The 20,850-nt window shown below is 49.3% G+C and carries 22 protein-coding genes; 10 read left to right on the top strand and 12 right to left on the bottom strand.

What is annotated here, in order from left to right:
- Positions 1-17: 17 nt before the first annotated feature.
- Positions 18-461, bottom strand: a complete 444-nt coding sequence (locus JYB87_RS05350) for a GatB/YqeY domain-containing protein (protein WP_207355863.1) — start codon at positions 459-461, stop codon at positions 18-20.
- Positions 462-468: 7 nt separating this feature from the next.
- Complete coding sequence (gene rpsU, locus JYB87_RS05355) at positions 469-684, bottom strand: 30S ribosomal protein S21 (protein WP_006080725.1); 216 nt, start codon at positions 682-684, stop codon at positions 469-471.
- 196 nt (positions 685-880) lie between these two features.
- Here rpsU and tsaD point away from each other — a divergent pair, with 196 nt between their 5' ends.
- Positions 881-1,894, top strand: a complete 1,014-nt coding sequence (gene tsaD, locus JYB87_RS05360; RefSeq protein ID WP_207355864.1) for a tRNA (adenosine(37)-N6)-threonylcarbamoyltransferase complex transferase subunit TsaD — start codon at positions 881-883, stop codon at positions 1,892-1,894.
- Between the two features lie 41 nt (positions 1,895-1,935).
- Here tsaD and plsY read toward each other — a convergent pair whose 3' ends face one another.
- Positions 1,936-2,535, bottom strand: a complete 600-nt coding sequence (plsY, locus tag JYB87_RS05365; protein ID WP_207355865.1) for a glycerol-3-phosphate 1-O-acyltransferase PlsY — start codon at positions 2,533-2,535, stop codon at positions 1,936-1,938.
- Between the two features lie 239 nt (positions 2,536-2,774).
- Here plsY and folB point away from each other — a divergent pair, with 239 nt between their 5' ends.
- The 3 genes from folB to JYB87_RS05380 are packed head-to-tail and all read left to right on the top strand — an operon-like array spanning position 2,775 to position 4,445.
- A complete protein-coding gene (gene folB / locus JYB87_RS05370; protein ID WP_207355866.1) occupies positions 2,775-3,125 on the top strand; it encodes a dihydroneopterin aldolase in 351 nt (116 codons plus the stop codon).
- Between the two features lie 9 nt (positions 3,126-3,134).
- A complete protein-coding gene (folK, locus tag JYB87_RS05375) occupies positions 3,135-3,623 on the top strand; it encodes a 2-amino-4-hydroxy-6-hydroxymethyldihydropteridine diphosphokinase (RefSeq protein ID WP_207355867.1) in 489 nt (162 codons plus the stop codon).
- 21 nt (positions 3,624-3,644) lie between these two features.
- Positions 3,645-4,445, top strand: coding sequence for an undecaprenyl-diphosphate phosphatase (locus JYB87_RS05380; protein ID WP_207355868.1), 801 nt, complete (start codon positions 3,645-3,647; stop codon positions 4,443-4,445).
- Positions 4,446-4,520: 75 nt separating this feature from the next.
- Here the strand turns inward: JYB87_RS05380 and JYB87_RS05385 are convergent, their stop codons facing one another.
- Complete coding sequence (locus JYB87_RS05385) at positions 4,521-4,787, bottom strand: Lpp/OprI family alanine-zipper lipoprotein (protein WP_207355869.1); 267 nt, start codon at positions 4,785-4,787, stop codon at positions 4,521-4,523.
- 215 nt (positions 4,788-5,002) lie between these two features.
- Positions 5,003-6,226 carry a multifunctional CCA addition/repair protein gene (locus JYB87_RS05390; RefSeq protein ID WP_207355870.1) on the bottom strand — a complete coding sequence of 408 codons (1,224 nt, stop codon included), beginning with the start codon at positions 6,224-6,226 and terminating at the stop codon, positions 5,003-5,005.
- Between the two features lie 158 nt (positions 6,227-6,384).
- On the opposite strand from JYB87_RS05390, the gene JYB87_RS05395 reads away from it, so the two are divergent.
- Together JYB87_RS05395 and JYB87_RS05400 are read left to right on the top strand one after the other, a co-directional pair.
- Entirely contained in the window at positions 6,385-8,019 is a 1,635-nt protein-coding gene (locus JYB87_RS05395; RefSeq protein WP_207355871.1) for an ExeA family protein, read from the top strand.
- On the top strand, positions 8,019-8,966 hold the full coding sequence (locus tag JYB87_RS05400) for a general secretion pathway protein GspB (protein WP_207355872.1): 948 nt from the start codon (positions 8,019-8,021) through the stop codon (positions 8,964-8,966). Before JYB87_RS05395 ends, JYB87_RS05400 begins: the two co-directional genes overlap by 1 nt.
- 55 nt (positions 8,967-9,021) lie before the next feature.
- Here the strand turns inward: JYB87_RS05400 and nhaD are convergent, their stop codons facing one another.
- The 3 genes from nhaD to JYB87_RS05415 all read right to left on the bottom strand — a co-directional run bounded on the left by nhaD (position 9,022) and on the right by JYB87_RS05415 (position 12,896).
- Complete coding sequence (nhaD, locus tag JYB87_RS05405) at positions 9,022-10,266, bottom strand: sodium:proton antiporter NhaD (protein WP_207355873.1); 1,245 nt, start codon at positions 10,264-10,266, stop codon at positions 9,022-9,024.
- Between the two features lie 296 nt (positions 10,267-10,562).
- Positions 10,563-11,849: a glutamate-1-semialdehyde 2,1-aminomutase gene (hemL, locus tag JYB87_RS05410; RefSeq protein ID WP_207355874.1), complete on the bottom strand. Its 1,287-nt coding sequence runs from the start codon at positions 11,847-11,849 to the stop codon at positions 10,563-10,565.
- A gap of 27 nt (positions 11,850-11,876) precedes the next feature.
- Positions 11,877-12,896, bottom strand: coding sequence for an aspartate carbamoyltransferase (locus JYB87_RS05415; protein ID WP_207355875.1), 1,020 nt, complete (start codon positions 12,894-12,896; stop codon positions 11,877-11,879).
- A gap of 376 nt (positions 12,897-13,272) precedes the next feature.
- Here JYB87_RS05415 and clcA point away from each other — a divergent pair, with 376 nt between their 5' ends.
- The 3 genes from clcA to erpA all read left to right on the top strand — a co-directional run bounded on the left by clcA (position 13,273) and on the right by erpA (position 16,023).
- Positions 13,273-14,724: a H(+)/Cl(-) exchange transporter ClcA gene (gene clcA / locus JYB87_RS05420; RefSeq protein ID WP_207355876.1), complete on the top strand. Its 1,452-nt coding sequence runs from the start codon at positions 13,273-13,275 to the stop codon at positions 14,722-14,724.
- Positions 14,725-14,872: 148 nt separating this feature from the next.
- Positions 14,873-15,670, top strand: coding sequence for a DUF6776 family protein (locus JYB87_RS05425; protein ID WP_207355877.1), 798 nt, complete (start codon positions 14,873-14,875; stop codon positions 15,668-15,670).
- 2 nt (positions 15,671-15,672) lie between these two features.
- Positions 15,673-16,023, top strand: a complete 351-nt coding sequence (erpA, locus tag JYB87_RS05430) for an iron-sulfur cluster insertion protein ErpA (protein WP_037441330.1) — start codon at positions 15,673-15,675, stop codon at positions 16,021-16,023.
- Positions 16,024-16,070: 47 nt separating this feature from the next.
- On the opposite strand, the gene JYB87_RS05435 is transcribed toward erpA, so the two are convergent.
- The 4 genes from JYB87_RS05435 to JYB87_RS05450 all read right to left on the bottom strand — a co-directional run bounded on the left by JYB87_RS05435 (position 16,071) and on the right by JYB87_RS05450 (position 19,484).
- A complete protein-coding gene (locus tag JYB87_RS05435) occupies positions 16,071-16,472 on the bottom strand; it encodes a hypothetical protein (RefSeq protein ID WP_207355878.1) in 402 nt (133 codons plus the stop codon).
- A gap of 26 nt (positions 16,473-16,498) precedes the next feature.
- Complete coding sequence (locus tag JYB87_RS05440; RefSeq protein ID WP_207355879.1) at positions 16,499-16,876, bottom strand: DUF2750 domain-containing protein; 378 nt, start codon at positions 16,874-16,876, stop codon at positions 16,499-16,501.
- A gap of 74 nt (positions 16,877-16,950) precedes the next feature.
- On the bottom strand, positions 16,951-18,066 hold the full coding sequence (locus JYB87_RS05445) for an anhydro-N-acetylmuramic acid kinase (protein WP_207355880.1): 1,116 nt from the start codon (positions 18,064-18,066) through the stop codon (positions 16,951-16,953).
- Between the two features lie 11 nt (positions 18,067-18,077).
- Positions 18,078-19,484, bottom strand: coding sequence for a peptidoglycan DD-metalloendopeptidase family protein (locus JYB87_RS05450; protein ID WP_207355881.1), 1,407 nt, complete (start codon positions 19,482-19,484; stop codon positions 18,078-18,080).
- 125 nt (positions 19,485-19,609) lie between these two features.
- Here JYB87_RS05450 and tyrS point away from each other — a divergent pair, with 125 nt between their 5' ends.
- Complete coding sequence (gene tyrS, locus JYB87_RS05455) at positions 19,610-20,809, top strand: tyrosine--tRNA ligase (RefSeq protein WP_207355882.1); 1,200 nt, start codon at positions 19,610-19,612, stop codon at positions 20,807-20,809.
- The last annotated feature ends 41 nt before the right edge of the window (positions 20,810-20,850 follow it).

Below are 20,850 nucleotides of genomic sequence, written 5' to 3' on the forward strand. Positions count from 1 at the left end.
CATACGTTAAAACGTTATCACTGCAATTTAGCTTTGATAAGAGCACTCACAGCGCCCATATCAGCTCTACCTTGCACTTTAGGTTTCAACGCTCCCATTACTTTACCCATGTCCGCCATGGATGAAGCAGCTGTTGCTGAAATAGCTTCGTCAATTAACGCTGCAATTTCAGTTTCAGTCAATGCCTGAGGTAGGAATGATTCAATCACGTCTACTTCTGCGGCTTCTGCCTGTGCCAGCTCATCGCGTCCTGCTGCAGTATATTGCTCTATAGCATCACGACGCTGCTTCACCATTTTGGTGAGTACAGCCAGAACTTGCGTATCATCCAGAGTTTCGCGGGTATCCACTTCAATCTGTTTGATGGCCGCCAATGCCATACGAATAGTCCCCAATCTCACCTTATCTTTGGCGATCATGGCTTTCTTCATTTGGTCTTTTAGCTGTTCTGTCAGAGTCATAATAGGATTAGTATAAACGTACGCGACGGGCGTTTTCGCGAGAAAGCTTCTTCGCCAGACGTTTTACAGCAGCAGCTTTTGCACGTTTACGAGCAGTAGTTGGCTTTTCGTAAAACTCACGAGCGCGAACATCAGCTAAGATGCCAGCTTTTTCACAAGAGCGCTTGAAACGACGCAGAGCAACGTCGAATGGTTCATTTTCACGTACTTTAATAATTGGCATACGCCATCACCCCTTAGGTGGAAGTTTGTATTGACCCAAGATTGAGCCAAGGGTTTTAAAATGGTGCGAAATTCTAAACCGAGTACATCCCTCTTGTAAAGAGGTAGCTTTCAATATAGCCCAATCTCACTATTGGATCATATTCACTAATCGCTGTAGAATTAGCGCCCACTTTTTTATGTAGTTGGTAGTCAGAATGCGAGTACTCGGCATCGAATCATCCTGTGATGAAACAGGTATTGCGGTTTATGACGAGCAGCAAGGGTTGTTATCCCATGCTTTATATAGTCAGGTGAAGTTACACGCCGATTACGGTGGGGTGGTGCCAGAGTTGGCTTCTCGCGACCATGTGCGCAAGATTGTGCCGCTGATCCGTGAAGCACTAGCACAGGCAAATACCACTATTGAACAGCTCGATGGCATTGCCTATACCAAAGGCCCAGGTCTAATTGGTGCACTGCTGGTCGGGGCTTGTGTTGGCCGCTCACTCGCGTTTGCGTGGAATAAGCCCGCGGTGGGTGTGCATCACATGGAAGGGCATCTACTGGCACCTATGCTAGAAGAGGATGCGCCAGAGTTCCCATTTATTGCACTGCTGGTGTCAGGTGGCCACTCGATGTTGGTGGATGTTAAAGGCATTGGCCAGTATGAAGTGATGGGCGAGTCCATTGATGACGCGGCCGGTGAAGCCTTCGATAAAACGGCGAAATTGATGGGGTTGGATTATCCCGGTGGCCCGCGTCTTTCTAAGTTAGCGGCTCAAGGGCGCGCGGTGGACTATAAGTTTCCGCGACCTATGACGGATCGGCCAGGGTTGGATTTTAGTTTTTCTGGGCTGAAAACTTTTGCGGCGAACACCATCGCGGCGCAGCCGGACGATGAGCAGACGCGTGCGGACATCGCCCGTGCCTTTGAAGAAGCGGTTGTGGATACGCTGATGATCAAATGCCGCCGAGCTTTAAAGCAAACCGGTTACAAGCGCTTGGTAATTGCCGGGGGCGTAAGTGCTAACCAACGTTTGCGCGCTGAGTTGGCGACGATGATGCAACAGCAAGGCGGCAAAGTGTTTTATCCTCGTGGGGAGTTTTGTACCGATAATGGTGCAATGATTGCCTACGCAGGCTTACAGCGCTTAAAGGCTGGTGAGCGTGAAGCGTTAGCGGTAAAAGGCCAACCGCGTTGGCCATTGGATTCACTTGCCGCGGTGTAAACGCGCAGGGCTGTTGACTCCATCTAAACGGTGAACGGGTTTCACCGTTTTTTATTGCCAAAAATCTTTGGCTCTTCACCTCGAACCAGTCGCAAGATGTTGTCTTTATGGCGCCAGATAATCAGTAGCGACAGCATGCTTACTGGCAGAATGAAGCGACTGTCGAACCATAGGGTATAAAACGGCGCAAGAAGACAGGTAATGAGAGCGGCTAACGATGAATAACGGCTGATCAGCACCACTAACAGCCACGTGCTCATTAAACTCACCGCCATGTAACTGATGGACGCCATAGCGCCGAGCGCTGTGGCTACACCTTTACCGCCTTTGAACTGGAAAAAAATCGGGAACATGTGACCGATACAGGCTGAAATTGCCACAATCCCCAACCAAAAGCCGTGAATACCGAGCAGATAAGCGCCGTAGGCGGGCAGCGCACCTTTTAACATGTCGAAGAAGAACACTAATGCCGCGGCCCATACTCCACCAATACGTAAAACGTTAGTTGCACCAGGGTTTTTAGAACCTTCGCTACGAGGATCGGGTAAGCCTTTTAAACGACAAACGAGAATGGCACTCGAGATTGAGCCAAGTAAATAGGCGACAATGATCATAGCGCTGATAAGCAAGGCTGTACTCAATTTGGTGTCCTTATCGTCTTAGGGTATTATCGCGCCCAATACGCAGATACATCTTGATGAATAGTGCTACATCGGCCAGCTGAGACATGTTTGCTTAAGGCTGTGATCTCAGAGCCTTATCCTACTCAAAGTTGGCTTGAGTCGAAAGCGCAAAGCGGCAAATTATTGCATCGAAGCGCGCAATTATAACGGCTTTGTGGCCATCAGCTTATCTGACCTCCGAGGTTACGAGGATTTTCATGGATAAAGTGTTAGTAATAGGCCTACGCATAGACACGGTAATTGGGATCTATGACTGGGAAAAACAGCAACAGCAGCAGTTGGTTATCGATTTAGACATAGGCTGGGATAACCGTGCAGCTGCAGCGCAGGATGATTACAGCAAAGTGCTGTGTTACGACACTGTCAGTAAACGGATTGTCGCCTTGATTACCGCCGCGCCGATTGAGCTGATTGAAACCGTGGCGGAGAAAATCGCTGATTGCTTGCTAACCGAGTTTAATAGTCCGTGGGTAAAAGTGCGGGTGATGAAACCCGGGGCGGTTGCTATTGCCGAAAACGTTGGCGTTGAGATTGAACGCAGCAGGTAATGTAGTAGCATGGCAAAAATTTATATCAGTCTTGGCAGCAATATCGAGCCGGCGCATTACATCCGCGTCGCGGTAAAAGAGTTAACCGCGTTGCTCGGGCCGTTGCGTTTATCTTCCGTGTTCGAAAGTGAGGCGGTAGGGTTCAGTGGCGATAATTTTCTGAACATGGTGGTTGCTGCAGAGACTGAGCTCTCCGTGGCTGAGTTGGTCAGCCAGTTTAAACAGATTGAACTGCGCAATGGCCGCGCCGCACACGCGGTAAAATTTGCCCCTCGCACTTTAGATCTCGACTTACTGCTGTATGACAACGCGGTGATCACCCAGCCTGTGGTGTTGCCGCGCGCCGAAATTCTTACCAATGCATTTGTTTTATGGCCACTGGCGGAACTTGCTCCGGCGTTGCAGCATCCAATAGCGGGCTTACCTTACCAAACCCTTTGGCAAAATTACGATAAGTCACAACAACGATTGTGGCAGGTGGACTTTGATTGGCAGTGATGCCGTTTCTTTGAGGATTGTATGGATATTATTCAAGTTATCATTTTGGCGCTAATTCAGGGACTGACCGAGTTTTTGCCGATTTCGAGTTCGGCGCATCTGATTCTTCCTTCACAGGTACTAGGTTGGCCTGACCAAGGATTATCATTTGATGTGGCGGTCAATACCGGCTCATTGTTAGCGGTAGTGATTTACTTTCGGCGTGAACTTATTTCCATGGCGGGCGCATGGAGCGTTAGTGTCGTCAAACGAAAATCTAGTGCAGACAGCACGTTGGCGTGGTGGATTATTCTGGCCACGATTCCCGCGGTCTTTTTTGGTTTTGCTGCTAAGGGCTTTATCGAAACCCATCTGCGCAGCTCTGCGGTGATTGCGGTGACCACTGTGGTGTTTGGATTATTGCTATGGTGGGCAGATGTCAAAGGTCGCCGTCAGTTGTCTGAGTATCAAACAGGTTGGCGAAAAGCCTTGATGATCGGTTTTGCTCAAGCGTTGGCGTTGATCCCAGGGACTTCACGCTCTGGTGCTACGATGACTGCGGCGTTGATGTTGGGGTTGACCCGCGAAGCTGCCGCGCGCTTTTCATTTTTGATGTCAGTACCGGTGAGTTTAGGTGCCGCGATATTAGTGTGCAAAGACTTACTCGAAAGCCCTGATGCCGTTGATGTGCAGGCGCTGGTGATTGGTACTGTGATTTCGTTTGTGTCGGCGTATGCCTGTATCCACTACTTTTTGAAAGTCATCAGTAAGATGGGGATGTTGCCGTTCGTTATTTACCGATTGGCACTTGGCCTATTTTTGTGTGCGTTTCTGTTGTTTTAGTTTTAACTGAGCCTAAAACAAAATCGGCAACACCAAGGTGTTGCCGATTTGCGATACAGCGTAGCTGTCTCGTCATTACTTCTTGTAACGAGAAGCAACGTTGTCCAAACGATCGTTGGCGCGCTTAGCTTCAGCTTGAGCATCAGCAGCAGCAGCTTTTGCATCTTTAACGTCAGCTGACAGTGAGCTTTGTTCTGTTTTCAGAGCGCTAACTTCAGCAGACAGTTGATCAACTTTTGAGCCCAGGTTAGCAACACTTTCTTCCAGAGCGGTAGTGTTAGCACAACCACCGAGCAGAGCAGTCAGAGCAACGCCAGCAATCATCAGTACTTTTTTGTTCATGGAGAAATCCCTTTTTTAAGGTTTGATTTTTAGTGGTACGGTTCTCAAAGAAACCGTTCACGTCTATTATCTCACAGCCAAAATTGACTTGGCTATGGGGGCTAAAAAATAAAGATTGAAATAACCATATCGAATATGACGACAATTGCAACCTTTACGACCAATTTACGGATTTTTATAGAATATTTATCTAAATCCATCAACCCCTCGTTACGCTAATTGCCGTCCAATAACCCCTGAATTAGTGCAATTCTGCGTTTAGCAAGCTGTTCTTTTATCTCGGCGCCCTTAAATCCTTCGGCCAAAATCGGTTTTACGTCAATTTTACTCGACTGGTCAACCATGGTTAGCAGCAACGGTGCTTGCGGATAGGACTGATTTTCTAACCCGGTTCGGCCTTTTACATCCGCTTCACACACTTGCACTAACTGTTGAATGCGTGCTGGTTTTCGCCATGCATCGGCTTGATCCAACTTGCGCAAAATTGTGCTGGCTTTCATTTGGGTCAGATTATGGATGTCTTGATGCAGATCTGAGCTTAATAGGGCTAAATCACGATAGTCGTTGGGAACGCGCAAGCGTTCACACAGGGCCTTGATGGGGGCTAAGCCTTTTTGCCCATGACCATGGTGTTTTGGCCACAATGTTTCTGGCGTCAGTGCTTTGCCCAAGTCATGCATTAAGGTGGCAAAGCGCACCTGAGGATCGTGGCTGAGTAAGCAGGCTTGTTGCAAAGCGAGCAGAGTATGTACGCCAGTATCGATTTCGGGATGCCATTGCGGTGGTTGCGGCACACCAAATAAGGCGTCAATCTCAGGCATTAACCGCTTTAATGCACAGCATTCACGTAGCACCTCGATAAATACCCACGGCGCATCGGTATTGAGGGCGCGTTCGAACTCTTGCCAAACCCGCTCGGCAGTGAGGGCGTCAAGTTCACCACTGTCAGCAATCTCTTGCATCAGCTCCATTGTTTCTGGCGCGACGGTAAAGCCTTGTGGTGCAAACCGTGCTGCAAAGCGAGCTACCCGTAACACCCGTAATGGATCTTCGACAAAGGCCGGCGATACATGTCGCAATAGCCTGTGTTTAAGATCTTGTTGACCGAGGTAAGGGTCATATAGCGTGCCATGGTCATCTTCAGCAATCGCGTTAATGGTGAGGTCGCGACGCAGTAAATCTTCTTCTAGGGTGACTGCTGGACTGGCATCCACCGTAAAACCACCATATCCGCGACCAGTTTTACGCTCGGTGCGGGCTAAGGCATATTCCTCTTGGGTCTCTGGATGAAGAAACACCGGAAAATCCTTGCCTACTTGTTTGTAACCCTGCGCCAGCATTTCGGCCACAGTTGCACCCACCACCAGATGATCGCGGTCTTTGACGGGTAACCCCAGTAATTTGTCTCGAACAGCACCGCCCACAAGATAAAACTGCACACTCACTCCTTAACAAAATCTAACGAGTCCAGCATAACATTTGTGTTGGACTTCAGAGAGATTTTTAACGGCTGCACATTTAGTTGTGTAGGGTTTTGACAATCTTTAGCCATGTCTTAAACTGGGCAGCACTCTACACATAAGGATTTCTCGGCCCCATGTACAAGGCGTTTTTTGGACTGACAGATAACCCATTTTCCATTGCTCCAAATCCTAGCTACCTGTTTTTGAGTGATCGGCACCGCGAAGCGTTGGCACACTTGATGTACGGTTTGGGAGAGACCGGTGGCTTCGTACTGTTGACCGGAGAGGTGGGCACGGGCAAAACAACGGTGTCGCGCTGTTTGTTGCGACAATTGCCGGAAAATACCGATACGGCTTTCATTCTTAATCCGTCACTGACGGAATCAGAGCTGCTGGCTACCTTATGTGATGAACTCGGTATCGGCTATGGCGAAAACCCTACGCTTAAGCAACTAACTGATCTTATCAGTCAGTTTTTGTTGAAGAATCATAAAGCTGGCCGCAATACGGTGATGATCATCGATGAAGCTCAGCACCTGCGGGCAGAAGTGCTTGAGCAGTTACGGTTGCTGACCAATCTTGAAACCGATACCAAGAAGTTACTGCAAGTGATCCTGATCGGGCAGCCCGAGTTGCAACAGTTGTTACGCCGCCAAGAGTTGCGGCAGTTAGCGCAGCGCATCACCGCTCGTTATCATTTGCTGCCGCTGACCGTACCAGAGGTGGAACTGTATGTGCAGCATCGCTTGCGGGTCGCTGGGCGCAGTGAACCATTATTTAATCGCGGTGCGGTAAAAGCCCTGCATAAATTCAGTGGCGGTATTCCGCGGGTCATTAACTTATTATGTGAGCGCGCGTTGATGGCGGCTTATGGGCAAAACCGAACGCCAATTAATAAGCGCATGGTGTATGCGGCTGCAGCCGAAGTGTTGGGCGAGCAACCACGCGGTAGCGCTAAATGGGCATGGACCAGTTTGGCGTTGGTGGTGATTGCGGCCGCAGCAACGAGCGCGTGGTGGTGGAGCCCACAGCTTCAAGCATTTGCGACCCATCAGCTACAAACCGCTACTAGCGTGACCGCGCCGCAAACGCTTGTTCAGCCATCTCAAGCGCAACCTGCGCAACCGTCTGCCGTGGCGGCTCAGCCAGCAGTCTCAGTTGCCAATCAGTTGCTTGAAAGCGCCATTGCGCAAAGTGGCAACATTGATAATGCCTATGCAGGCTTGTTTGCCTTATGGGGAGAAGCGCCGTTTGCGGGAGTATCGGCTTGTCAGTCAGCGAAAGCGTTAGGCATGTTGTGTACGCAGCAGCAAGGTTCGCTGGAACAATTGGTGAAACTGAATTATCCCGCGGTAGTGTATCTACAGTCAGCGCCGCAGCTGTTTTATGGCGTGTTAGTGAAGAAGCAGCCACAGCAGTTGTTATTACAACTGAACGAACAGCAATTTTGGGTCAGTAACGCGTGGTTTGAACAACACTTTACTGGCACTTATGAACTGCTGGCGACTAAAGCGCAAGATGCGCCTGCCGAAGTTACCCCGAGTTCTGGCTTAGCCCAAGTGCAATGGTTAGAAGACAACTTGGCGCGGGCACAGCAACGTCCAGCGCGTTCAATGAGTTATTTTGATGCAGAGTTGGAGCAGGCGATCAAATCATTCCAGAGCCAACATAATGTGGTTGCTGATGGCGTCGCATCAGACAGTACGCTGGCGCTACTCGGTTTATATGGTGCACATCATGGTCCTGCATTGGTTGGAGGGCAGGGCTAATGTCGATTCTTTTAGATGCGGTGTCACGTTCAAAACAGGAGCTGAACGACGGGGAGTTTGACCCTATCACCGCACCGCGGCCTGTGTTGCCACAGCAGCGTAGCTATACTGCGTTGTTAGTCATCATTGCATCACTGCTGGTGTTGCTGCTCATAGCGCTTGGAATATTTACTTGGTTCAATTTGAACCACAAGGCGACCGCTGATATGCATTCCACGCCCGTGGCGGCTGTAACGGCCAATAAGCCCGAAGTAGCCATCGCTGTGCCGGCTCAAACTGCCTCCGTGCCAACTCAAACGGCCTCTGCCGCGCAAACGCCAGCCGTCGCGTTAGCAGGGAAGGTGACGCTGCCGCGCCCTCGTCAATTGCCTGTGGAAGCGCCTGTGCAGCAGTCGACAACTGTGGTTGAGTCTGCGACCTCTCCAGCTGACACAAGGTTAACTGCGGTGGCGACGCCAGAGGTGGCTGAACCTGTTACGGCAGATGAGCCCATTATGTTGGGTGCCAACGCGAATGAAAAAGGCTTAGCAATGTTGCGTCAGTTGCAAGCGCCGCCACAAGCTGCAACGCCAGTAGCAAAAGCACCAGCAGAAGCCCCCGCGGTTAACGATGAGCTGATGGATCGTTTTCAAGCGGCGTTAAGTGAGATTGAAAAGCGTAATTCGATGAACAACGACACTCAGCCGGTCGATCAAGCTCAGTCAGCAACGCCGGTCAATTATCCCTCTTATGGCGAACTGCCAGCAGGGTTACAGTTACAGGTGCCTGAATTCAACATCAATGCGCACCTGTATGCCACTAACCCACAAAAACGGTGGATCAATGTTGATGGTAAAGAGCTGCAGCAAGGTGACAAGATTAAGCAGAAACTTACCGTGGTAGAGATCCGCCCGAATGATGTGGTGTTAGCGATTCAAGGCACACGCTTTCGCGTGCCAGCGATCTAAACTATCGTTTCGCATAACAACAAAGCGCTCAATGGAGCGCTTTGTTTGTTTAGGGTTAGCTGAGTAGCCGCCCAATCATCAAGGTGAGCAGGTAGCCAACGCTGTAGCTGAGTAGCAACGCGGGCACATATTTGAGATAGGAGACAAAGGTTAATTCATTCACTTTGCTCATCGCAATAATCCCCGCAGCCGAGCCTATCACCAACAGCGAACCACCCACGCCTACCGCGTAAGTAAGCCCTAACCAGCCAGCGAGGGTTAACTGTGGCTCTGCTTTTAATAACGCCGCGGTCAAAGGTACGTTATCGAGCAATGCAGAGCCCATGCCAGTAACATAGTTAGCAATATTCGGGTCATGGGTAGCATATAACTGCGCCAACTCATCTAAGGTGCCAATCTGTTTAAGCATACCGACCAGTAACAAAATGCCGAGGAAGAACAGCAGCGTGTCAAACTCAACTTGGCGAATATATTCAAGGATACGGATCTCTTCGTTATCGGTATGTACCGTTTTACCGACCAAAAACATGATCGATAAACCGCTAAGAAAGGTCAGTACAGGTGGAATCGCAAATAGAATATTCAGCACCATGGTCAGCACGATGGTACAGACAAAAATCACTGCGATGATGATATCGACCGTTTCTAAAGTTTGCAGCGAACTGTTGGCATAAACTCGGCCATTGGCTTTGAGGGAAAACAGCGTTGCCAGCAACACGACGCTGACCCCAGCAGGCAGCACTAGCATCAATAAATCAGCCATGTGTACATGGCCGCCCAAGAAAATCATCAGCGTGGTGACATCGCCAGTAATTAACGACACCCCTCCTGAGTTCACCGCAAAGATGATGAGTACCGACATCCGGCGCTTGATATTACTGTCCAGCTGAAACGTGGTTAGCAAGCCTAACGACACCAGCGTTGCGGTAACGTTGTCACAAATGGCTGATAGCAGTAGCGAAAATATGGCCACCTGAATCATCAACATTCTGACGCTAATGCTCTTAGGAAACAGCTTGCTCACCACAATCTCAATCATGCCTTTGGCGTTGAGATAGGCCACAAAGGTCATGGTCGACATCAAAAACAGCCACAAAGTTGCGATTTCTAACAGGTTGTCTTGCAACTCGGCGTTAATAATCGAGGTTTCATGGGCATCGGGCGATGCGACAAACAAGGTAATCCATGACAAACAACCAAGAAATAGCGTGGTTTTGGCTTTGTTTATGTGGGTCAGTTCTTCAAAAATAATACTGAGCAGCGCAAGCCCAGCAAGGGACAACAAAAAGATATTCAACATAATGGTGGATCCATGCACGTGTTATGGGTTGCTTAACGACTGGATGCCGAATCACCATCCGCTCAAGCTGCGGCAGTCTCAATAACTTGAAAATAACTTGAAAAAGGGTGGTGATGTGACGAAGCGCACAGATTGGAGCATGGCGGGTTTGTGGGAGCAATATTACCAAAGTCTTAATCGAAGCTTAAAAATCGCCTTGCGGTTCGCTAGTTAATTGAAGTTGCAATGAAATCTGTCTCGAATCAGCAGCAATAAAAAAAGGCCCTTTTTAGGGCCTTTTGAAAAGAAAATCGAATTTAGAGCTTGATGCGAGCGAACACGCGATCTGCGGCGTCCAGCGTTGCTTTGATTTCTTTATCACCATGAGACAGTGACAAGAAGCCAGCTTCAAATGCACTTGGTGCCAGATATACGCCTTCTTCCAACATGCCGTGATAGAAAGCTTTAAACAGTTCAAGGTCACACTTGGTCACTTGTTCAAAGTTAGTCACAGTTTCAGCATCAGTGAAGAAAATACCAAACATGCCACCAACATAGTTCACCGCCATGCTGATACCATGCTTAGCAGCGACTGCTTTCAAACCTTCAGCGATTTGCTTGGTTTTGTCAGCCAGTGCTTCATATACACCGTCTTTGCACAGTTCGTTTAATTGTGCTAACCCAGCGCTCATCGCAATTGGGTTGCCTGACAGCGTACCGGCTTGGTATACAGGGCCAACAGGGGCGATGTATTCCATCACTTCTTTACGGCCACCAAACGCGCCTACTGGCATACCGCCACCAATCACTTTACCCAGTGCAGTTAAGTCTGGGGTCACACCGTAGTAACCTTGAGCCCCGCTTCTTGAAACGCGGAAACCAGTCATCACTTCGTCGATGATCAGCAGGGCGCCGAACTCGTCACATAGTGCGCGCAGACCTTGCAAGAAACCGTCAACGGGTGGAATACAATTCATGTTGCCAGCCACTGGCTCAACGATGATACAGGCGATCTCCGTTGGGTACTGTTCAAACAGTGCACGCACTGATGCCAAATCGTTATAAGTTGCTGTCAAAGTGTGCTTAGCAAAGTCAGCCGGAATACCTGGAGAGCTAGGTTGACCCATGGTCAGCGCGCCAGAACCAGCTTTTACCAACAAGCAGTCAGCATGGCCGTGGTAGCAGCCTTCAAACTTCATGATTTTGTCGCGGTTAGTAAACCCACGAGCCAAGCGAATGGCGCTCATGGTCGCTTCAGTACCTGAGCTCACCATGCGCACTTGTTCGATTGATGGCACCATCTCACGCACTTTTTCCGCCATGGTGACTTCCAACGCGGTTGGCGCACCAAAAGACAAACCATTTGCTACTGCTGCCAATACTGCTTCACGGATCACTGGATTGTTATGACCCAGAATCATCGGTCCCCATGAACCTACATAATCGATGTACGCTTTGCCGTCAGCATCATAGATATAAGCGCCGTCAGCTTTATCGATAAATCTTGGTGTACCGCCCACCCCATTAAACGCGCGAACTGGCGAGTTTACACCGCCGGGAATGGTCTTTTTGGCCTGTGCAAACAGGTCTTCAGAACGGGTCATATTTCATCCTTTTATTTAATCGTTCAATTATCGTTCGGCTTTACCTGAGAACCAGTTAACTGGACATTCATATTTTTCCAGCTGGTCAGCTACGCCGAGCGTAAGCGCAAACAGTGCCATACGGATCAACAAACCGTTATCCGCTTGACGGAAAATTGCCAAGCTTGGGTTGTTGTTAAGATCGTTATCCAATTCGTTTGCCTGTGAGCGAGAGTCACGTGGCAATGGATGCATGATCACTGTGTTGGATTTACAGTTTTGGGTATAGATCGCGCTGTTCAGACGGAACTTACCACGGTATTTATCCGCTTCTTCCTGTGATGGGAAGCGTTCTTCCTGAATGCGTGTCAGATAGAGAATGTCAGCCTGATGCAGATTACCTTCCAGTTGGTCGGTAATTGTGACGCGGTGACCAGCATTTTCAATAGCATCGATCACATAGTCTGGCATCGCTAACTCTTTTGGCGAAATCAGCGTGAAGGTGATGTTTTTGTACATACACAGCAACCGAGATAAGGAGTGCACGGTACGGCCGAATTTTAGATCACCGACCATCGCGATGTGCATACCATCTATGGTTAACCCGTTGCTGTTGAGCTCTTTCTTAATGGTGAACAAGTCAAGCAAGGCTTGAGTTGGATGTTCGTTAGAACCGTCACCACCGTTAATTACTGGCACGCGTGAGCCCTCGGCAAATTCACGTACTGAGAACGACTCAGGATGACGCATCGCAATCACATCTGAGTAGCTCGACAAGACGCGCGCGGTGTCGTACAAGGATTCGCCTTTAGATAACGAAGAGTTTGCCATACCCACAGTTTCAGCTACACGGCCACCAAGCAGGTCAAAGGCGCAGCTAAAGCTCACGCGCGTACGAGTACTCGGTTCAAAAAACAGGTTGCCTAAAATTGCGCCGTCGAGCACGCGTGTACGTTTTTCACGGAGTGCATAAGGTGCCATTTTTTGAGCAACTGCAAAGATAGTTTGGATTGAATCCAGATCTAACTGGTTCACAGACAGGATATGAGAGCCCTGGAATTGGTTCATCAGCCTAGTTTCCATGTAGGGTGTGCCGGCCATGCCAAAGCCGCACAAGGATTTATGATATTTGGCTGAGAGCAGACTATAGCAGATGCGACCTATCATTAAAACGTTCGGTATTTTAAATTTGTGAGCCAGACGCTAATGTAACGGCCGCTAAACGAATAGTTGCCACACGATCCGCCCGCTTTATTGATTCAACCCTCATCCGCTAAGACGTTGGTGTCAAAACTGCAGCTATCGTGACGCCGAATAGCGGCCGTTTATGAAGTAAAATAATTGGTGAATTATTGATGTTTGTCATAGCATAGAGCAGCTAAATTCATAAGCTATGCAGCACTTAAATTTCCTTTTGGCCGCCAACACTTAAGTAATCGGACTTATGCCTAGATTTGCCAACCTGCATTTCCCGTCGATGGGACTCATTAGACATCGACTCACTCCCGGCTTTTTCACATCTCAACCTGACTACTTAGTGTTGTTATCGCTCTCCGCACTGGTGGGTGCTGTCGCAGGCTTAATCGTCTCGGCATTTGAAGGTGCGATTCATTTTTTAACTTATCATCGGCTACATTACTTTGATAGCTGGGCTCTTCCTGCGGGCATTACCGCGTTACTGGTGATCCTTGCTGGTGCGCTATTTGCGGCAGTGGGCTTTTTGGCTACGGCCAAGTTAGCGCCAGAAACCTCTGGCAGCGGTATTCCCCACGTGGAAGGGGCGCTGGATGGCCTGCACGACATTCGCTGGTGGCGGGTATTACCGGTGAAGTTTTTTGCGGGTGCACTGACGTTAAGTTCAGGTATGGTGCTTGGGCGTGAAGGGCCTTCGGTACAAATTGGCGGCGCGGTAGGGCGCATGTGCGCCAGTTTGGCGAGCAAGTATCCCTATGCGCCGCACGTGCTCACCGCATCTGGCGCCGCGGCGGGTTTAGCCGCCGCATTTAATGCGCCATTGGCGGGCATTCTATTTATTATCGAAGAGATGCGCCCACAGTTTCGCTATAACTTCACTTCATTTAAATGCGTTACTTTAGCCTCGCTTACCGCCACTATCGTGTTGCGTTATTTTCATGGCCAAGACGCGGTCATGGATATCCCCACCTTTAAAGTGCCGCCGCTGGAATCCTTGTGGCTGTTCTTGTTGCTCGGGGTCATTTTCGGGGTGGTGGGGATTAGTTTTAACCGTTGGGTGTTAAAGTGGACCGCATTTTTTAAAGGCTATCATCGCAATAACTTACGTCGCGTGGCGGGCACTGGCGCCATGTTAGGTGGTTTATTTGCACTGTTTCAGCTCTATCTGCCGGATATTTCAGGTGGTGGTGTCGCACTCATCACCGACTTTGTGCGTGAGCCGATGGCGTGGGGCTTGATGGTGCTGGTGTTTTTAGTGCGGATTGTCGCAACGCTTGGCTGTTTCTCGTCCGGTGCCCCGGGTGGCGTGTTTGCGCCAATGTTGGCTTTGGGCACGCTGTTAGGTCTGGCTTATGGCACAGTAGCGGCAGGATTATTCCCGTCACTGGTAGCGGAACCGGGCGTGTACGCGGTTGCCGGAATGGGCGCGTTATTTGCTGCAACGGTAAGAGCACCCGTCACCGGCATCATTTTGGTGGTCGAAATGACCGACAACTACCAGCTTATTATGCCGTTGTTGATGACTACACTCGGCGCAACCTTTATTGCGCAAGCGTTTGGTGGAAGTCCATTATATTCAGCGTTATTACAGCAGTCGTTGTCGACCAATGCGCCGGCCAAAGAGCCGGAAAAGCCACAAACAGCTGATATCGCTGCGCCCGCCACCGCCGCTGAACTCAACGCACCCGCCAAAAGTGAATAGCGGGTTATATTGATGTAATCATGCTGCAAAACCGCTGACTAATCTGTATTGATGGTTTGCACTGCGTTTTTGCTATCCCGTTCAATCAGGTATGATGCCAACGTTTTTCTGCTTATTTTGATAGACAACAATTGAGGATACTTTGTTGATGGCGAGATTAAGACGTTGGTGGCATCACATGCAGTTACGTGAACGGCATCTTCGCCCCTCTTCACTTTATCTATTTTGGTTGGTGGTTGTGGCCTTTAGTTGCGGTGCTATCAGTCACTTTCTTTACTCTGATGCGCTGCCGGTGGGCGGCGGTAAATATCGCAAATTAGCGCACCAGTATCAGCAGCAATTGGAAGAGCAGGCCAACGTGCTTGCGAGGCGAAATCTTGATTTGTCTTTGGCGCAAGAAAGCCACAAAGAGATGCAGGATATGTTTGCCAAGCAACATCAGCGTCAGCAAGAGCTTGAGCGCGAATTAAGTTTTTATCGCAGTATTATGACGCCGGAATACAGCGTTGATGGCGTCGCGATAAACAGTGTTGAGTTGTTACCAAAAGCCGTGGCAACCGATTACAAATTGAAGTTAGTGCTGACCCAGCTTAAAAAGCGGCAGCAACAACTTAAAGGTAAGGCGATCATTAAGTTACAAGGGATTCAAGCAGGTGAAGAGACTGAAATCCCGTTGGAATCCGTCAACAATGGCGTTAAACTCGACTTTAGTTTCCGCTATTTTCAGGTGTTGGAAACCGATTTCTCTCTTCCGCAGGGATTTGAGTTACAACAGATCGCGGTGAAAGTGGTGGTGCCTGCCAGTCGTTGGGGCAAAGGCGGTGAAACTGAGGACAGTTTCAGTGTGCCTGAGTTGTTGAATGGCGAGAAAGACACCGGTGTAATACTTGAACAAAACAGTCAGGTAATAGATAATCTGCCGCAGCAAACAGACGTCAAGGGGTAACAATGACTGAACAAGCAGATGCAGCAATGCCGATCACCTTTACAGATGCGGCGGCCGCCAAAGTAAAGACCTTGCTCGATGAAGAGCAAAACAACCAACTTAAACTGCGTGTTTATGTCACAGGCGGCGGATGTTCAGGTTTTCAATACGGTTTCACGTTTGATGAAAAGGTGAACGAAGGTGATTTCACTATCGAAAAACAAGGTGTGCAGCTGGTGGTCGATCCAATGAGCTTGCAATATCTGGTCGGTGGTGAAGTGGATTACACCTCTGGCTTGGAAGGTTCGCGCTTTTTCGTAAAGAACCCGAACGCAAAAACAACCTGTGGTTGTGGTGCAAGCTTCTCAGTTTAAGTGATAATCGCATTAAAAAAACCGCTGATTTCAGCGGTTTTTTTATATCAATTCATAATGTTGAAATTGTTTTTTCGTTGAAACCAACGGCCTACTTTCGGCGTGAACAACAGCCACAGTTGCAGCATCGCCACTATTCCACTCAAGCTAAACAGCAGCCAGTTCGGTAACGCAGCAAGCGGCGAGTTGTTTAACCATTGCTGCCATTGCTCCGCTAACGGCGGGTTTTGCTCGAGTAGGTAGGGCATCAAAGACAGCGCCAACAACGCCAATATGGCCAGACCGCGTAAAATCCACCCCGTTGCCTGCTGACGGGCAAAAATCGACAGCACCAAAAACAGCAGCAGTAACGCGGGCACCACGGCTTTACCCGATACCAAGCCGAGCATCGCCGCAATGCTATAGATGATGCTAAGCAATAACAGACGTTTCGGCATGGCAAAGGTCATAAGCTGTTGGCCTATTACACACGGGTTTAGTGTTTGGTTTTCGGCTTGAACTGGCTTTCCAGTTCATGAGGCGGCACCACAACGCCCAAGTCGTCTTCTAATGGGAACACGGCAACAAACAGTTCATCGTCTTCCATGCCTGGCACCCAACGCTCTAACCAATCGCTTAAGCTAATTGAAAGTGGGCGACAGTCTTGCCACTCATCTTTAGTCCACTGCAGTGCTGCGGCTTCTGATGGCCACACCGGAATGCAGTCTTCATCATCAGTGGTCAACATTACACAACCATCATCATCCTGAATAATCCACAGTTCTTTGTTCGCTTTAGTTTGCTCAACCAGATACTGGTAGCGTTGTTCTGGTGTCATATGGCTGAAATCAGGCGTTTTGCTGGTGTCTTTCATGGTTGTCCTGTGACTCGCTAGCTTAGGTTACGGCGGCGCATACTATCACCAGTTACGCCGTCGATAAAGGATTGTTACTGTGCTGGAAAACGTGCGCCTAATACCGCTTCTCTCGCCGCGCCCGTGACGGCCGGGAGATTTGCTGGCAGCCCAGCGACATGGCGCATCGCCAGCCAAGCGAAGGCAATGCCTTCGACCCATTTAGGGTCGATGCCCAATGCCGAGGTTGAGTCTAATGTGTAGTTAGGCAACAACGCCTGTAAACGTCGCATTAACTCACCGTTCAGAGCACCACCGCCGCAGACGTAGATTTCGCCAGCATTGCTCAGTTTGGTCACTTCACCGGCGATACTGTGGCAGGTTAAATCCAACAACGTGGATTGAATGTCCTCTTCACTCAACATCGAGAATTCAGATAACTGTTGTTCGAGCCAAGCTTGGTTAAACAGTTCGCGACCGGTGCTTTTCGGTGCGGGCTGCAAAAAATAGGGATGAGACAATAACTGAGTTAACAGTGGGACTGAGGTAATGCCACTGGCTGCCCATGCTCCGTCACGATCAAAGGGTTCCTGTTTTACTTGCTGAATCCACGCATCCACCAAGGTATTGCCCGGGCCTGTATCGTAACCTAACACTTGCGAACCATCGCTCGGTAACCAAGTGACATTGCCAATGCCGCCGATATTCATAATCATGCGGTTGACGCCCGCTTTGGCGAATATCTGTTGGTGAAACGCCGGTACCAGTGGTGCGCCTTGGCCACCAAGCGCAATATCTTTACGGCGAAAATCGGCGATGACATCAATGCCAGTTTCAACCGCAATAGTGTTGGGATCGCCAATCTGTAGCGTAAAGCCCACTTCCAAATTAGGCATATGGCGAACGGTCTGGCCGTGGCTGCCGATGGCGATAATCTGCTCGGCGGCGACATCGGCTTTTGCCAGTAACGCATTGACCGCTTTGGCAAACACTTGGCCTACCACCCGATCTAACCGCCCTAAGCGGTTAATTTCGTCACTGCCGGGTTGGCATAAACGCTGTAAGCCTTTGTAGAGGTGCTGCGGATAATCTTCGGTGTGACAGGCCAAAAGGGTTGGCTGTCCTTCGCTAAATTGCACCAGTGCCGCGTCAACGCCATCCATGCTGGTGCCGGACATCAGTCCGATATATAACCCTGTCGTATTGTTCATAGTTCTTCTGTTCAGTTTTGCATGGCAACGTGTACTTGCTTTTGATGATCAATTGCCGCCATTAATGACTTGCTCAATTGTTCAAATGCAGGGCGCTCTTGTTGGGCAATCGATTCCGCTTTAGGCAAGTCGACGGTACGAGGATTTCGATGTACCCCATTTACAATAAACTCATAATGCAGGTGTGCGCCAGTGACTCGGCCAGTTTTTCCTAACGTACCAATAATTTGCCCTTGTTTAACAGATTCACCTTGGTTCACTGTGCGCTTGTTAAGGTGCAGGTACTTGGTGGTGTAAGTGGTGTTATGGCGAATAAACACATAGTTACCGTTGTATTGATTGTAACCGGCTTCTACCACTTTACCGGCACCAGCTGCTTTAATCGGTGTGCCAATGGCTGCCACGTAATCGACACCGCGGTGTGGGCGCACTAAACCTGTGACAGGATGCAGCCGTTTCGGGTTGAAGTTGGAGCTGACGTATTTAAAGTCTACTGGTGAGCGTAAAAACGCTTTGCGCATACTGCGACCTTCAGCAGAGTAATAGTTGCCATCGGTATAGCGCACCGCGGTGTAGCGTTCGCCTTGGTTTACAAATTCGGCGGCGAGAATGTTGCCGTTACGCAAAAACTCCCCATCGGCAAACTCTTGTTCGTAGATCAGCGAAAAGCTGTCGCCTTTGCGAATATCCAGCGCGAAGTCCACATCCCAACCGAAGATGGTAGCTAGCTGCATAATTTGCGCAGGGTTGAGCCCCGCATCGACCCCAGCGCTCCAAAAGTTGCTATGGATTTCGGCGCTAACGAAATGCTGTCGTGACTCCACATCTTTGGTTTGCACCGCTTCGGTGTAAGCATCGTTGATGTGATTAATGGTGAGGGTAGACACTGCATCAATTCGATATTGCAGCAACTGCAAACTGCCATCGCTGTTTTTACCGATAGTGATCTCTTCGCCGGGTAAAATTGTGATCAAATGTTTTTTGGCTAATGGCAACTGAGTGATGTCATAGACTTCGCGGGCAGAAAGCGAGGCACGTTGAAAAAGCGCTGCCAGCGTATCGCCACTTTTCACTTCAAAGTGTTCGAGCTCCGCCATGCTGTTGCTCTGCTTATCCACTTCGGTTTCAAGCGCATCACTGGTTTGCTCAACGATAGTCTCGGTAATCGCTTCCGCGGCTTGCTCTGACTCCTGCGGTTCACCGCTGGCCGGTGCAAGTTGTTCTCCCGGCGCAGCTGGGGTGCGAAACGCCAGTGGTACGTCATATCGTACAGCTGCGTTGTGCGCTGGGGTTTGTTTTGACGCCTCGGCGTTATCTGTGGGGATAAACAGCAATACTAAAATGGCAAGGCTAAGTAGGGATAACAAAAGCTGGTGCTTCTTCGGCAGCAGTTTGAATAATGTGATGAGTTTTGCCATTGACTCCAAGTACCAAAAAATGACGTTGTCTGAAAGCCTTGCCCTAGTTTACACACTTTCAATTAGGCTGGCTAACAAGTAACATAAGCCTCCTTATTTTTAGCGCCTTGGGGAGTTGTAGGCTGATGGCTAATTTAGCGCAAGTAATGGCAGAAATTAAACGCGGTACAGAAGAAATTCTGCTGGAATCCGATTTGTTGGAAAAGCTGAAAGAAGGTCGTCCGCTGAAGATCAAGCTGGGAGCTGACCCAACTGCGCCAGATATCCACTTGGGCCATACTGTTATCCTCAACAAGCTGCGCTTATTCCAAGAGTTAGGCCATGAGGTGATCTTTTTGATTGGTGACTTCACTGGCATGGTTGGCGACCCGAGCGGTAAAAATAGCACCCGTCCACCGTTGACGCGCGAGCAAGTGACTGCCAATGCTGAAACCTACAAGCAGCAAGTTTATAAAATTCTCGACCCAGTCAAGACCCGTATTGAGTTCAACTCCTCTTGGTTAGAAGCCTTGGGTGCAGCGGGCATGATCCGTCTGGCGTCACATCAAACCGTTGCGCGTATGATGGAACGTGATGACTTTAAAAAGCGTTATGCTGCTGGTCAGTCGATTGCCATTCATGAGTTTATGTACCCATTGCTACAAGGTTGGGATTCGGTCGCGCTGCATGCTGACGTAGAGTTGGGCGGTACCGATCAAAAGTTCAACTTGTTGATGGGCCGTGAGCTACAAAAAGCCGAAGGGCAGAAGCCTCAAGCCGTGATCATGATGCCATTGCTCGAAGGTTTGGACGGCGTGAAGAAGATGTCCAAATCATCAGGCAACTACATTGGCGTGAGTGAGGCGCCAGATGAGATGTTTGGTAAGCTGATGTCGATTTCTGACGAGTTGATGTGGCGTTACTTTGAGTTGTTGTCATTCCGTCCGTTGACTGAAATCGACAGCTTCAAACAGCAAGTGGCAGAAGGCGCTAACCCACGCGATATTAAGATTTTACTGGCGAAAGAGATTATTGCGCGCTTCCACGATGAAGCTGCGGCTGACAGTGCCGAGCAAAACTTTATTAACCGCTTCCAAAAAGGTGCACTGCCAGATGATATTCCAGAAGTGACCTTGGCTGGCGGTGCTGAAGGGGTGGCATTAGCGAACCTGCTGAAGGATGCCGGTTTAGTCGGTTCAACTTCAGATGCAATGCGTATGGTAAAACAAGGTGCGGTGAAGATTGACGGCGATAAAGCCGAAGATGCTAAGCAAATCTTTGCGGTGGGCACCACTGCAGTGTTCCAAGTGGGTAAGCGTAAATTTGCCAAAGTCACTATTAGCTAAAGTCACGTTTAGCTAAGGCCATTGCTAAAAAGTAAGTTCGA

This window comes from Shewanella avicenniae (genome assembly GCF_017354945.1).
Lineage (GTDB): Bacteria > Pseudomonadota > Gammaproteobacteria > Enterobacterales > Shewanellaceae > Shewanella > Shewanella avicenniae.

Excerpts from the sequence above, each read along its gene's own strand:
- JYB87_RS05350 (WP_207355863.1), bottom strand. The coding sequence starts at position 461 with ATGACTCTGACAGAACAGCTAAAAGACCAAATGAAGAAAGCCATGATC.
- rpsU (WP_006080725.1), bottom strand. The coding sequence starts at position 684 with ATGCCAATTATTAAAGTACGTGAAAATGAACCATTCGACGTTGCTCTG.
- tsaD (WP_207355864.1), top strand. The coding sequence starts at position 881 with ATGCGAGTACTCGGCATCGAATCATCCTGTGATGAAACAGGTATTGCG.
- folB (WP_207355866.1), top strand. The coding sequence starts at position 2,775 with ATGGATAAAGTGTTAGTAATAGGCCTACGCATAGACACGGTAATTGGG.
- folK (WP_207355867.1), top strand. The coding sequence starts at position 3,135 with ATGGCAAAAATTTATATCAGTCTTGGCAGCAATATCGAGCCGGCGCAT.
- JYB87_RS05380 (WP_207355868.1), top strand. The coding sequence starts at position 3,645 with ATGGATATTATTCAAGTTATCATTTTGGCGCTAATTCAGGGACTGACC.
- JYB87_RS05385 (WP_207355869.1), bottom strand. The coding sequence starts at position 4,787 with ATGAACAAAAAAGTACTGATGATTGCTGGCGTTGCTCTGACTGCTCTG.
- JYB87_RS05395 (WP_207355871.1), top strand. The coding sequence starts at position 6,385 with ATGTACAAGGCGTTTTTTGGACTGACAGATAACCCATTTTCCATTGCT.
- JYB87_RS05400 (WP_207355872.1), top strand. The coding sequence starts at position 8,019 with ATGTCGATTCTTTTAGATGCGGTGTCACGTTCAAAACAGGAGCTGAAC.
- nhaD (WP_207355873.1), bottom strand. The coding sequence starts at position 10,266 with ATGTTGAATATCTTTTTGTTGTCCCTTGCTGGGCTTGCGCTGCTCAGT.
- hemL (WP_207355874.1), bottom strand. The coding sequence starts at position 11,849 with ATGACCCGTTCTGAAGACCTGTTTGCACAGGCCAAAAAGACCATTCCC.
- JYB87_RS05415 (WP_207355875.1), bottom strand. The coding sequence starts at position 12,896 with ATGAACCAATTCCAGGGCTCTCATATCCTGTCTGTGAACCAGTTAGAT.
- clcA (WP_207355876.1), top strand. The coding sequence starts at position 13,273 with ATGCCTAGATTTGCCAACCTGCATTTCCCGTCGATGGGACTCATTAGA.
- JYB87_RS05425 (WP_207355877.1), top strand. The coding sequence starts at position 14,873 with ATGGCGAGATTAAGACGTTGGTGGCATCACATGCAGTTACGTGAACGG.
- erpA (WP_037441330.1), top strand. The coding sequence starts at position 15,673 with ATGACTGAACAAGCAGATGCAGCAATGCCGATCACCTTTACAGATGCG.
- JYB87_RS05435 (WP_207355878.1), bottom strand. The coding sequence starts at position 16,472 with ATGACCTTTGCCATGCCGAAACGTCTGTTATTGCTTAGCATCATCTAT.
- JYB87_RS05440 (WP_207355879.1), bottom strand. The coding sequence starts at position 16,876 with ATGAAAGACACCAGCAAAACGCCTGATTTCAGCCATATGACACCAGAA.
- JYB87_RS05445 (WP_207355880.1), bottom strand. The coding sequence starts at position 18,066 with ATGAACAATACGACAGGGTTATATATCGGACTGATGTCCGGCACCAGC.
- JYB87_RS05450 (WP_207355881.1), bottom strand. The coding sequence starts at position 19,484 with ATGGCAAAACTCATCACATTATTCAAACTGCTGCCGAAGAAGCACCAG.
- tyrS (WP_207355882.1), top strand. The coding sequence starts at position 19,610 with ATGGCTAATTTAGCGCAAGTAATGGCAGAAATTAAACGCGGTACAGAA.